This is a genomic window from Streptosporangium becharense, from assembly GCF_014204985.1.
Classification (GTDB): domain Bacteria; phylum Actinomycetota; class Actinomycetes; order Streptosporangiales; family Streptosporangiaceae; genus Streptosporangium; species Streptosporangium becharense.
This window is the reverse complement of sequence record NZ_JACHMP010000001.1, coordinates 4015739-4028190: the sequence shown is the minus strand read 5'-3', so window position 1 is coordinate 4028190 and position 12452 is coordinate 4015739. Positions and strand designations below refer to the sequence as shown.

Annotated in this window: 11 protein-coding genes; 5 read left to right on the top strand and 6 right to left on the bottom strand. The window is 72.5% G+C overall.

Translation table 11 applies throughout. From position 1 onward, the window contains the following. The first annotated feature begins 205 nt into the window (after window positions 1-205). Window positions 206-3289, top strand: a complete 3084-nt coding sequence (locus tag F4562_RS17745) for an AfsR/SARP family transcriptional regulator (protein ID WP_184543304.1) — start codon at window positions 206-208, stop codon at window positions 3287-3289. A 330-nt stretch (window positions 3290-3619) separates the two neighbouring features. Here F4562_RS17745 and F4562_RS17740 read toward each other — a convergent pair whose 3' ends face one another. From F4562_RS17740 to F4562_RS35875, 3 genes are all read right to left on the bottom strand, one after another. Next, on the bottom strand, window positions 3620-5071 hold the full coding sequence (locus F4562_RS17740; RefSeq protein ID WP_184543305.1) for a DUF7059 domain-containing protein: 1452 nt from the start codon (window positions 5069-5071) through the stop codon (window positions 3620-3622). Window positions 5072-5198: 127 nt separating this feature from the next. Further along, window positions 5199-5795, bottom strand: coding sequence for a TetR/AcrR family transcriptional regulator (locus tag F4562_RS17735; RefSeq protein WP_184543307.1), 597 nt, complete (start codon window positions 5793-5795; stop codon window positions 5199-5201). Between the two features lie 330 nt (window positions 5796-6125). Then, window positions 6126-6617 (bottom strand): GNAT family N-acetyltransferase, encoded by a 492-nt coding sequence (locus tag F4562_RS35875; protein WP_311734070.1) that lies wholly within the window; start codon window positions 6615-6617, stop codon window positions 6126-6128. Between the two features lie 207 nt (window positions 6618-6824). On the opposite strand from F4562_RS35875, the gene F4562_RS17725 reads away from it, so the two are divergent. Beyond that, a complete protein-coding gene (locus F4562_RS17725; protein WP_246473463.1) occupies window positions 6825-7394 on the top strand; it encodes a winged helix-turn-helix transcriptional regulator in 570 nt (189 codons plus the stop codon). On the opposite strand, the gene F4562_RS17720 is transcribed toward F4562_RS17725, so the two are convergent. Further along, on the bottom strand, window positions 7345-7995 hold the full coding sequence (locus tag F4562_RS17720) for a VC0807 family protein (protein WP_184543311.1): 651 nt from the start codon (window positions 7993-7995) through the stop codon (window positions 7345-7347). The genes F4562_RS17725 and F4562_RS17720 overlap by 50 nt on opposite strands. Before the next feature lie 170 nt (window positions 7996-8165). On the opposite strand from F4562_RS17720, the gene F4562_RS17715 reads away from it, so the two are divergent. Continuing rightward, window positions 8166-9182 carry an SURF1 family cytochrome oxidase biogenesis protein gene (locus tag F4562_RS17715; RefSeq protein WP_311734071.1) on the top strand — a complete coding sequence of 339 codons (1017 nt, stop codon included), beginning with the start codon at window positions 8166-8168 and terminating at the stop codon, window positions 9180-9182. A gap of 18 nt (window positions 9183-9200) precedes the next feature. Here the strand turns inward: F4562_RS17715 and F4562_RS17710 are convergent, their stop codons facing one another. Then, complete coding sequence (locus F4562_RS17710) at window positions 9201-9890, bottom strand: hypothetical protein (RefSeq protein ID WP_184543313.1); 690 nt, start codon at window positions 9888-9890, stop codon at window positions 9201-9203. A gap of 50 nt (window positions 9891-9940) precedes the next feature. On the opposite strand from F4562_RS17710, the gene F4562_RS17705 reads away from it, so the two are divergent. Continuing rightward, window positions 9941-10678 carry a tyrosine-protein phosphatase gene (locus F4562_RS17705; protein ID WP_221207347.1) on the top strand — a complete coding sequence of 246 codons (738 nt, stop codon included), beginning with the start codon at window positions 9941-9943 and terminating at the stop codon, window positions 10676-10678. Window positions 10679-10866: 188 nt separating this feature from the next. Continuing rightward, window positions 10867-12063 carry an amidohydrolase family protein gene (locus tag F4562_RS17700; RefSeq protein WP_184543317.1) on the top strand — a complete coding sequence of 399 codons (1197 nt, stop codon included), beginning with the start codon at window positions 10867-10869 and terminating at the stop codon, window positions 12061-12063. Here the strand turns inward: F4562_RS17700 and F4562_RS17695 are convergent. Then, on the bottom strand, window positions 12044-12382 hold the full coding sequence (locus F4562_RS17695) for a YkvA family protein (protein WP_184543319.1): 339 nt from the start codon (window positions 12380-12382) through the stop codon (window positions 12044-12046). The two genes, F4562_RS17700 and F4562_RS17695, sit on opposite strands and share 20 nt — an antisense overlap. Between the last annotated feature and the right edge of the window lie 70 nt (window positions 12383-12452).

Below are 12452 nucleotides of genomic sequence, written 5' to 3'. Positions count from 1 at the left end.
TGATGTTCCCCTCATCTTTTCCCGGGCACAGCCGCCCCCGTACGGGGCCATGCCCGACATGTCCGATCATCAGGGTCATGACTCAATGCCCGATTAACGCCCGATCAACGCTCCAGCCGACGAGCAGCCCTCTACCCGCGCGGTAAGCGGCAAAGGATCTATCATTTTGGCCATAAAACTCAGCGGTAGGGCGGAGCATCGAGAAATGGCTGTTCAGGGCAGCGAAGACGGGTTGCGCTTCGCCGTACTCGGCCCTGTCCAAGCATGGCGCGACGGCATCGAGCTCGATCTCGGCACCCCGTTGCAACGCTCCATCCTCACGATGCTCCTGCTGCGGGAAGGCCGGGCGGTGACGCCCGCCGAGATGATCGACTCGATCTGGGGCGACGACGCCCCGCCCCGGGCGCTCGGCGCGCTGCGCACCTACGTCTCGCGGTTACGCGCGGTGCTGGAGCCCGACAGGTCACCGCGGGCACGCCCCCAGCTGCTGACCTCCGTGGGCCGGGGCTACGCGCTGCGGCTGGACGGCGATGCGCTCGACCTGGTCCGGTTCGAACGGGGCGTGCGGGAGAGCGAGGCCGCCCGGCGCGAGGGCGATCCGGCACGAGCCGCCGAGAGCCTGCGCGCGAGTCTCCGGCTGTGGAGGGGCGATCCCCTGGCCGGAGCCGTCGGCCCCTACACGGAGCACCAGCGCGGCCGGCTCGCCGAGCGCAGGATGAGCGTGGTGGAGGTCCTGATGGACCTGGACCTGGAGCTGGGCAGGCACGCCGACGTGCTGTCGGAGCTGATCGCGCTGAGCGCCGAGCACCCGCTTCGCGAGCGGTTGCGTGCCCAGCTGATGCTGGCCTACTACCGGTGCGGCCGCAAGGCGGAGGCGCTCGCCGCCTTCGCCGACACCCGCGCCACCCTGGTCGAGGAACTCGGCATCGAACCCGGGCCCGACCTGACGAGTCTGCACCGGCGCATCCTCACCGGTGACCCGTCCCTCACGCCCGCGGCGCTCCCGGCACGGTCCGTGCCCGCACGTGCCCCGGTGCCCGTCCGGGCCGCGACCGGCCGGGCCACCGGACCGGGCACGGCAGGGGGTGCCGGGGTACGCGCGACCGCGGAGGGCACCGGCACGTCCGCGGCCTCCGGGGGGACCACGCCGCCCGAACTGCCCCGCCCCGCCCAGCTCCCGGCCGCGGTGAACGACTTCACCGGCCGCCGCCGGATCGTCACGCGGTTGCGCACCCTGCTGTCCGGCGGCGACGGCACCGAGGGCGTGCCGGTGGCCGCCATATCCGGTATCGGCGGCGTGGGGAAGACCGCCCTGGCGGTCCACGTCGCGCACGCCATGCAGGACTCCTTCCCCGACGGTCAGCTCTACGCCGACCTGCGCGGCTACGGCGCGGAGCCGGCCGCCCCCGAGTCGGTGCTGGCCGCCTTCCTGCGGGGGCTGGGCCTGCCCGCCGACGCCGTCCCGGACGGCCTGGCCGAACGGTCGGCGCTGTTCCGCTCGCTGCTGGCCGACCGGCGCATGCTCGTACTGCTCGACAACGCCCGCGACGCCGCCCAGGTCGGCCATCTGCTGCCCGGCTCGACCGGGTGCGCGGCCGTCGTGACCAGCCGGGGCAAGCTGGCCGATCTGGCCGCGGCCCGGCTGTTCGACCTCGACGTCATGGAGCCGGACGAGGCTCTGGCCCTGTTCGGCACGGTGGCCGGGAACGAGCGGGTGTCCGCGGAGCGCCCCGCCGCCATGGACGCGGTCGCCGCCTGCGGCTTCCTGCCGCTCGCGGTGCGTATCGTGGCCGCGAGGCTGGCCGCGCGGCCGTCGTGGACGGTCGCCTCGCTGGTGCTCCGGCTGGCCGACGAGCGCCGCCGCCTGGACGAGCTGCGGGTGGGCGACCTCGCGGTGGAGGCGACCTTCGCCCTCGGGTACGGGCAGCTCGGCCCGGCACAGGCCCGTGCGTTCCGCCTGCTGTCGTTGCCGGACGGCCCGGACATCTCGGTCGAGGCCGCCGCCGCGTTGCTCGCGCTGGACCCGGTGGAGACCGAGGACGTCCTGGAGTCACTGGTGGACGCCAGCCTGCTGGAGGCCCCGGCTCCCGGCCGCTACCGCTTCCACGACCTGCTCAGGCTCTTCGCCCGCCGCACCGCGGAACGCGCCGAGAACACCGCCGCGGCCGGTGGTGAGGGGGCCGCGGCGTCGCGCCGGTTGCTCGACTTCTACCTGGCGTCCGCGCGTTCGGCGCACCGGCTGGCCTACGAGGGCAGCACGATCGCCGACCGGATCGAGACCACCGCCACCGGCCGCGCCTTCACCTCCGCCGACGAGGCCATGGCCTGGCTGTCGGTGGAGGCCGAGTCGCTGTTCGCCTCCGTCTTCCGGGCGACCTCGGCCGGTGATCCCGGCTGGCTGCTGCCCGGGGCCGATCTGCTGCTCGCCATGGAGCCGCTGCTGGAGTCGGGCAGCCACGTCCGCGAGTTCGAGAGCCGGACCCGCGAGATGCTGGCCGCGGCCCGGCGGCTCGGCTCCGTCTCCGGCGAACTGCGCTGCCGCTACGTGCTGGGCCGGGTGCTGTTCGGCGCCAACCGGCTGGCCGAGGCCGAGGACGAGTTCCGGACCGCGCTGGAGTTGTCCTCGCTCGGTGACCGCGTCGTCGCCGGCGAGTTGCTCAACGCGCTGGCCGTCGTGTCCGGCCGCAGACGCCGTCATGCAGAGGCCCTGGCCTGGTTCGAGGCGGCGCGCGAGGCGTTCCGGGAGACCGGGGCACAGGGCGGCGAGGCGCTGACGCTCAGTTACTCCGCTCGCGACCACCTCTTCCTCGGGCAGGCCGAGGAGGCCATCGCCGCCGCCGAGCAGGGACTGGCCCTGTTCATCGAGATGGGCTCCAGCGCGGGCACCGCCCGTGCCCGCTACCACCTGGGGATGATCCTGTCGCGGGTCGGCCGGCTCAACGAGGCCGTCCACCACCACGCCGAGTGCCTGGCCTTCTTCCGGGCCGGTAACCAGCGGGTGTGGGAGCAGCGGGTCTGCTCCCGGCTGGCCGAGACGTTCATCCACGCGGGCCGCTTCCCTGATGCCACCCGTCACGCGGAGGAGGCGCTGGCCGTGAGCCGTGAGATCGGTCACCCGTACGGCGAGGCGCAGGCGCTGGCGGTGCTAGGCAGGGCGCTCGCCGGTCTCGGCAGCGCCGGGCGTAGCCGGGTCTGCCTGGAACGGGCCCACGGCATCTTCCGCGCGCTCGGGGCCCCCGAGGCCGACGATCTGCGTGCCCTGCTCGACCGGGACCAGACCGGCGACTGATCCCAGCCCGTCGTACAGGTCCTCGTCGAGACGTGTCATCCAAACATGGTTGATCAACCGGATCCCCGTCTCCGCCGGTCCGCGACCCGGCCGGCCGGAAGCTGAAGGTGGACGTGGGCGCCCGGCCGGCCGCCTGACCCCGGGTGACGTGTAGGGGGCCCGGTCATCCGGTACGTCACCCGACGGTCGGCCGCCTCACAACGGCGGTCGGCCGGACTCGGCACGGTGCCCTTCACCCCCCGGGACCGTGCCCCACCCTCGAAGCTTCCCCCCGCTCGCTTGACATCGGATTGCCAAGCGATAGCGGCAGTATCCACAGCCTGTGGACAATCACCCTGTGGATATGTGGAAAAACCCTTCGGCGATCAGTGGACGAAGCGCCTGCGGTGCCCTTTCCCGCAGGTCAGAAGGGTCTTCCCCGGTGAGCTCCGCGATCGCGTCGAGGAGCGGGCCCAGTGGATAGTCGCCGTCGCAGACCCCCGCCAGGGCGGCCTCCACGGTCCCGACCCGCACGCTGCGGCGCAGACCCCTCGTCTGCCGCAGCACGATCCGCGCCGGATCCTCGGCGCCGGGCGGGCCGATCCGCTCCTCCAGCACTCCCGCCGCGAGCACCGGCCGGGACGCCAGCAGCGCCGCGTCGGACATCCGGTGCGCCACGGCGACCGCGCCGAGCACCTCGTCCACGTACTCGCCGACCGGGAGCTCCACCTGGCCGCCGTACTCCTCCACCCGCACGACGGGGTCGAGGCTCCCGGAGTCGTGCAGGGTGATCCAGCCGAAACCGACGCCGGTGACGCCCTCCGCCTCGAACCAGCCCAGCCATTCGTCGTAGAGCCCGCGGTAGCGCGGGGTGCCCTGCTCGGCGGCGTCCCGCAGCCAGAGCTCGACGTACTGGGCCGGGTCCTGGACGTCGCGCTGGACCACCCAGCCGTCGCACCCGGTGCCGGTCAGCCACCCGCCGACCCGGTCACGCCAGTCTTCTCCGCGGACGTGCAGCCAGTTGGCCAGCAGGTGGCAGGTGCCGCCGGAGGACAGGTGACGGGGTGCCAGGCGGACGAGGTCGCGGCAGAAGCCGTCCGCGGAGAAGCCGGACTCCCGGTAGGTGAAACGGCCCGCGGGGGAGATCACGAACGGTGGGTTGGAGACGATGAGGTCGAACCGCTCGCCCTCGACGGGTTCGAACAGCGAGCCCTCGCGCGCGTCGATCCCCTCGATCCCGGACAACGCCCAGCCGATGCGGGCCAGTTCCAGCGCGCGGGGGTTCACGTCGGTGGCCGTGATCTCCGCCGCCCGCCCGGCCAGGTGCAGAACCTGGACCCCGCACCCGGTGCCCAGGTCGAGGGCCCGTCCGACCGGACGGCGCGAGGCGAGCTGAGCCAGGTTCGCCGAGGCCCCGCCCGCGCCGACGACGTGGTCCGGACGCAGCGCCGGGTCGCCGGGCCTGACCTTGCGGTCGGACACCACGTAACCGCCGCTCTCCCAGGGTTGCAGGTGGACCGCGGCGGTGACCAGGTCGTCCTCGACGGCCACCAGGCCCGCCGCGGCCAGCTCCGCCACCGGCAGGCCGACGGGCGCCGCGCGCGCCGGCACGGGCGCGCCGAGCCACCACAGGCGGATCAGCAGGCCGAGCGGATCGTCCCCGGCGGTGGCGCGCAGGGCGGGCACCGTCTCCTCGCGGGAGAGCGCCGCGGCGGCGACGGCGCCGAGACGCTCACGTACGCCGTCGATGGTGTAACCGGTGTCGAGCAGGATTCCCCTGAGCCGGTCCAGCAGATCGTTCACCGGGCAATCCTCGCACCGGGACCCGCCCGCCCGGCCGCGCCTCACGCACCGGGACCCGCCCGCCCGGCCGCCGGGAGCGCCTCACGCCGGGAGACGCCCGCCGGGAGGGCGGGGTGCCCCCTTCCGGTCAGGGATTCTGCTGGCGCAGGCTGTGCCAGGCCGCCTCACAGAGGCCGGTGATCTCCTCGGTGGTGGGCTGGTGTGCCCCGGCGAACCACAGGCGGCACATCTCGTTGGCCGGGCCGAGCCAGAGCACGTAGCACATCGTGGGATGGACGGGCTGGAGCAGGCCGTTCTTCATGTGGGGCCGCCACCAGTCGGAGACCTGCCGGAAGAACGCCCTGCGAGATTCGGAGACCTCGGTGCCGCCCGGTTCGTCGCGCCGCGGCGGCCGCTCGCTGATGAGCAGGTGGGCCCGCTCCCGGTGCTCGCCGCACCAGGACATGTGCAGGGCGACGATGGCCTCGATGCCCTCTCTCGCCCCCTCGTGGCGCCGCAGCTCGGCGAGGAACGCCTCCTGGTACATGTGCAGGGTCTCGGCGTAGAGCACGCCGAAGACGTGTTCCTTGCTGGCGAAGTGGTGGTAGAAACTGCCGACGCTGACGCCGCTCTCCTGGCGGAGACTGGCCAGCGTGGTGGCCGACACACCGTCTTGACTGAATCGGCGCAGGGCACCCTCGACGATCCGGGTGCGGCCGTCGCGTCCGTTCTTGGCGGTCTTCACCCTCTCATGGTGAAGCACCAGAACCTTGTTCCGCAAACCGTGGCGCAAATGACTCGGGGCGCGTCAATCGTACCGTCTTGATCGTCACTCCGCATCCCGGCCCCCACCCCCGTGCACCACCCCGATCGCGGCTCCGCGTCCCACCCCGCGCACCACCTCGATCGCGGCTCCGCGTCCCGCGTTCCCACGCCCCCGCACACCGCCGCCGGGAGCCGCGCACACCCCTCGGCCCTCCCGTGGCCCTCCCGCGGGGCGGGGGATCCCGGCGGGGCCCGGCCGCCGGAAGGGCCGGCGGGCACGGGGCGGCCCGCGGCGAACACGTCCGGGACCTCAGCGGATGATGGCCGCGGTCACCTCGACCGCACCCGACGAGGCCCGCATGACCGCGTCCGGCCACATCCGGCGCACTATCGCCAGCACCCTGCGGTTGTCCCCCAGCACGTCCATCTGCACGGTCGCGGCGCCTCGAGCCGCCGCCCGGCGCATCAGCGTGCGGACGAGCCGGGAGCCGATCCCCATGGCCTGCCATTCGTCGTCCACCACCACGGCGATCTCGATGGCGGCCCCCTGCCCCCGATGGCTCATCGCGTGCCCCACGACCAGTTCCCCGCGTACGGCGAGCAGCGCGTCACGGTGCTCGTCGACCGCGAGGAGGCTGCGGACCAGGCGCGTACCCGGGTCGCCGACCTCGGTGAAGAAGCGCTGCGCCCGGGTGCGCGGGGACAGGCCGCCGAGGAAGCACCGGACCCGCTCTCCGTCGTCCGCCCGCGCCGGGCGGACCCGCACCGTGTCCGCCGGAACCCCGAGGACGCCCGCAGGCACCCCGGGGACGTCCGCCGCAACCCGCGGAAGGCTCACCGGCGGCCGGGGGGCGTCCGCCGTCTCGGGCACAGCCGCCGGGACCGGACGGCGGTACGACCGCGCCGTCTGAGTTCGCATCATGGACTCAGAGTCTCGCGGGAGGTCTGAGTATGTCAATTAGACTCAGATGACGTTGGAGGTGATGTCATGGCCACCTACGATGCGCATATGAGTGAGGCGCCCCGCGGCAACCTGCCCTTCCGGGTGGACAACTGCTCCATCGAGCGTGCACTGGGCGTCGTCGGTGAGAAATGGACGTTCCTGGTCCTGCGCGAGGCGTTCGCCGGGGTGCGCCGCTTCGCCGACATGCAGGCGGCCACCGGGGCGCCCCGCCAGGTGCTCAGCGCCCGCCTGACCCGGCTGGTGGACGAGGGCCTGCTGCGCAAGGTCCCCTACCGTGAGCCCGGCCAGCGGCAGCGCGACGAGTATCGCCTGACCCAGATGGGCGTCGACCTCTATCCGGCCCTGGTCGCCCTGATGCACTGGGGCGACCGGTATCTCAGCGACCGCGAGGGCCCGCCGGTGCACCTCACCCACCGGGGTTGCGGCGCCCTGATCGAGCAGCGTTTCCGCTGCGCCGCCGGACACGAGGTCGCCGGGCCCCGCGAGGTCACCCCGGTCGCCGGGCCCGGAGCACCCGCCGCCCGCGGCGCCGCGGGCACCGGCCGCCCGGCCGTTCCGGCGGCCGTCAGCCCGCCGCCGGAACGCGCAGCCGGCGCAGGCACCGCCGGAAGCTGAGCACCGAGACCAGCGCGGCCCCGCCGAGCAGCACCGCGACGGCCGAGGTCCGCACGAGAAGGAAGGTCTCCAGGGTCTGGGTGAACAGCAGCCAGATGCTCAGCCCCGCGTTCAGCAACTGCGCGCACCCCCACAGCACCGACTGCCACCGGAAGAAGCGGCGCATCCGCGGGTGCTCCTGCACGTGGCCGGGGAGCGGCACGAGGTCGGTCGCCACCCGCTGCGCCAGCGGCCGCCGCAGCGGCGCGGTGAGCAGGAACCCCATGCTCGCGCAGAACACCCCGAGGCAGGGCTGGAGGAAGAAGAGGATCGGATTCCCCGTCACCACGACCAGCGCGACCCTGACGGTGGCCATCACCGCCGCCAGGATCATCGTGCCGGGCACCTCCCTGCGGCGGACCAGCCGCCAGGCGACACCGGCGTAGACCCACGCCAGCGTCACGAACACCGCGCCGACCTCGCCGGTGAAGAGAAGTGCGACGTAGAAGACGGCGACCGGCAGGAACATGCCCTCCAGCACCCGGGGGGCGGCATGGCGCAGCATCGCCTTGAGAGGAGGGAGTTCGACCGGAGCCGGAGAGGTGGACGTGAGGACAGTCATCAGGTGCGGGCTCCGGAGGCAGTGGAACATTCCGGGGGTGACCCCATCAGACCGTACGTGATGTCCGGAGTGTCCGGGAGACCTTTCACGACTTCGGCACCGGTGTTTGAGGAGTCCCAGGCACCTTACTACCCCCGAAGCGGTACTCGGCGGACAGGGCGGTGCCCGCGGTGCCTACCCTGGAGTACGTGTACCGGTTCCTGCTGACTCCCCGATGGCTGGCCCTCCACGTGGTGGTGCTGCTGGTCATCCCCGCTTTCGTGCTGCTCGGACAGTGGCAGTTCGGGCGGTACGAGGAGCGGTCCACCAGCAGTCACCAGATCACCGCCAACCTGGCCGCCGCCCCCGTCCCCGCACAGACCCTCACCTCGCCCGGCGGAACCATCCGCGACCAGGACAAATACCGCATCGTCACGGTGACCGGCACGTTCGACTCGGGTGCCCAACTCCTGGTCCGCCGCCGGACCCAGGACCGGGCGGTCGGCTTCTACGTGCTCACCCCGCTGAAGACGGCGGACGGCACCGGCGTGCTGGTCAACCGGGGGTGGGTCAGGGCGGGTGCGACGGCCGACGCCCTCCCCGAGGTCCCGCCGCCGACTTCGGGTGAGGTGAGTGTCACCGGAAGGCTACGTGCCAGCGAGACCGAGGAGACCTCGGGCATCCGTGACCGGGCGGGCCTGCCCGCGGGCCAGGTCCTGCTGATCAACACCGAGGCCATCGGGCGGACCCTGCCGTACAGGCTCCTCGGCGGTTACGTGGAACTGACCTCCCAGTCGCCCGAGGCCGCCGCCGTGCCCGCCCCCGTCCCCGCCCCGGACGTCGGCGGCGGCGGGGGACTCAACCTGGCGTACGGCGTGCAGTGGTGGCTGTTCATCGGGATCGCGATCGGCGGCTGGTTCCTGCTGATCCGCCGCGAGGCCGCCGACCGCAGGGCCGCGGCCGAGGCAGGGCCCGTCCGGCCGCCCGTCGCGAAGGACGCCGCGAAGGACGACGCGGGCACCCCGAAGGACGCCGCGGAGGACGACGCGGGCACCCCGGAGGACACCGCGAAGGACGCCCCCGGGGACGCCTCGGAAGACACCGCGGACGCCGTCCCGGCGCGAGAGGCCGGTGCTCCGGCGCGAGGATCCGAGGTCCCGGTACGGGCCGAGGTTCCGGCGCGCGACACCGAGCAGGCCGGAACCTGACCCCGGGACGCTCCGGAGTCAGGCGCTGACCATCGCCATGCCGAAGAGAACCGCCACCGCGATCGCGAACCCCCGGGTGCCGTCCAACCTGTCCGGGACGGGCAGAAGCGCCTCGTGCGGCCCGCGCCACAGCGGGCGGGGCTCCAGCAGCACGTACACCAGCGAGCCACCGGTGAGGAACATCCAGAACCACGCCCAGCGGGTGCCGTAGCGGGGGTCGGGCCGGGAGAGCATCAGCAGCCACGCCAGCACCTCGGCGGCCATCGCCACCGGGGCGAACGGCTCCCACCACCGCGCGTAGGCCGGCGAGCCCACCATCCCCCGGAACCCCTCGGAGCGCACGATCTCCACCGACGGGTCGGCGGCGGCCCGCACCTGGGACATGAACGCCTCCTGGCGGCGTTCCAGGGCCTCGGGGACCAGCCGGGTGGTCTCCGGGTCCCAGACGTCGTCGGGCTGGTCGAAGCGGGCCTGGCTCCACGAGAGCGGCCCGTGGGACCACGTCAGGGTGCCGTAGGCAGGCCAGTTACGGTCGTAGACGACCTCGGTCACGCCGCCCGCCCTCAGGTCCGACAGGAGGTCCTCGGCGGGACGCAGCTCCGGGTTCTGGTTGAAGTGGACGATCACGGTGGACAGCGCGAGCACGAACAGCAGCGTCAGGCGGACCCAGAACGGGACGTCCGCCTTCGCGGGAACCGCAACTCGCATCCGTAGCCCCCATCACGCGAGATCCGTCGCTGGATAGGTTAGAGGGCGTGATGCGGCATATCGAGTTCGCCCGGCTGCACAACTTCCGTGACGTGGGCGGGTACCGCACCGACGACGGCAGGCGGGTGCGGTGGCGGCGGCTCTACCGCTCCGACTCGTTGCACCGGCTCGCCGACGACGACCTCGACCGCTACCACGCGCTCGGCATCCGGACGGTCATCGACCTGCGCCACCCCGACGAGGTCGAGTTCAGGGGCCGGGCACCGCACGGGCCCGGCTACCACAACCTGCCGCTCGAGCACCGGCGCTGGAACGTCAGGGACGACTACCGACCCGACGCCGGGATCGCCCGGTTCTTCGCCGACCGCTACCGCGAGGTGTCCCAGGACGGCCGGGCCGAGATCAGGAGCGCGCTGGAGGTGATCGCCGACGCCGGGAACGCGCCCGTGGTGATCCACTGCGCGGCGGGCAAGGACCGCACGGGGGTGCTCACCGCGCTGGTCCTGCGGCTGCTCGGAGTGGCCGAGGAGGACGTGATCGCCGACTACGCCCTGACCGGTCGGGCGACACCGCGGTTTCTCGCCTACTGGGAGCAGGAGCACCCCGGCGAGCCGCCGCCGTGGCCGGGTTTCGGCCGGGCGCCCGCCGAGGCGATGCGGCTGTTCCTGGCTGAGCTCGGGCCGGTGCGCGACTACTGCCTGCGGACCATCGGGCTCGACCGGCTCGCCATAAGCGCCTTGCGGGAACACCTTTTGGAAAACCCCGATATTCACCAGATCTCCGGGTAAAGCGCGCTGTCAGGACCCGTTTTCCGGCGATGCCCTTCCCCGTGGGTCGTCCCGGGCCGCGTTTCCCCCTCGCGTGGCCCCGGGGCCCGGTTATGGGAAAGACCCGGGCAGGTACACATGGGACACAGATACCAAGCGGAGACCTTGCGGCTTGATGAGCGTTATTCCAGCGTCATACCGTTGACCGCGTGACTACGCCGCTGCTCCCCGACCCCGAGCCCAGGCGGCGGGACTATGTGATCATTTCGGTTGACGATCATCTCATCGAGCCGCCCGACATGTTCGAGGACCGGCTCCCCGAGAAGTACGCCGACCTCGCCCCCAAGGTCGTCGAAACCGACTCGGGTCACCAGGTGTGGCGCTACAACGGGGCCACCTACCCGTGTGCCGGGCTCGACGTGGGTGCCGGCCTGCCCCGCGAGCAGTGGACTCTCGACCCGGTGCGGTTCGAGCACATGCGTCCCGGATGCCACGACGTCGAAGCCCGCGTCGACGACATGGACCGCGCCGGGATCTGGGCGGCACTGTGCTTCCCCGGCATGCTGGCCGGCCAGTCGGGCATGGTCTTCGCCAAGACCCGGGACCAGGAACTCGGCCTGGCGGTGCTGCGCGCCTGGAACGACTGGCACGTCGACGTCTGGGCCGGCACCTACCCGGAGCGGATCATCGCCCTCCAGCTCCCCTGGCTGACGGACCCCGAGATCGCCGCAAAGGAGATCCGCGACAACGCGGCCCGCGGTTTCAAGGCGGTGCTCTTCCCGGAGTTCCCCACCCGGCTGCGCCTGCCGTCCGTCCACAGCGACCACTGGGACCCGTTCTTCCAGGCCTGCGAGGAGACCGGCACCGTCGTCTGCCTGCACACCGGCGCCGGATCCTGGACCCCGGTCCCGTCGCCGGACACGCCGATCGAGGCGATCACCACGTTGATGCCCGCGAGCGCCATGTTCGCGTGCGCCGACTGGCTCTGGTCCGGTGTCCCGCTGCGCTTCCCCGCGCTGCGGATCCTGATCGTGGAGGGGGGCGTCGGCTGGCTGCCGATGCTGGCCGAGCGGGCCGACTACGCGCTCGACCACCCGGTCGCCGGTGAGGCGTCCTGGGAAGGCGGTCTGAAGCCCAGCGAGGTGCTGCGCCGCAACTTCTTCTTCGGCACGCTCAACGACCACGCCCTGTCGGGGGTGCGCCTGGCCGTCGGGCTGGACCACGTGCTGCTGGAGAGCGGCTACCCGCACTCCGACTCCACGTGGCCCGACACCCAGCTCGCCGTCGCGACGAACCTGGGCAACCTGCCGCCCGCCGACATCGCGCGGGTGGCCTACGGCAACGCCGCCCGGCTGTTCGGCCACCCGCTGCCTTCACGTGCCTGGCTCAGGATGGAACAGCTCTGATCCGCTTGCGCTCCCACTCGACGTAACGACCGCTCTCGCCGAGCAGGGAACCGGTCAGCCAGAGGAAGACTCCGAAGTCGTCGGCCACCCCGATGAGCGCCAGGAAGTCGGGGACGACGTCCACCGGTGACAGGATGTAGAGCACTCCCAGGCCGAGCATGGCCAGCCGGCCTCTGCCCATTCCGGGATACTGGCCGCTCATCGCCCCGCCGACCATCCGGGGGAGCGCACGCACCCGGGCGCCGAGGCCGGGCGAGCCCGGCTTCGTCACGTCCCGGTACGTCCGCCACGCCTGAGCCGCACGCGCCGCCTTCGCCATGGGGGATCCTCCTTGGGAGCACGTTCGCCTGACGGCGTACTACCCCGCCGTCTCACGATATAACGCGTCA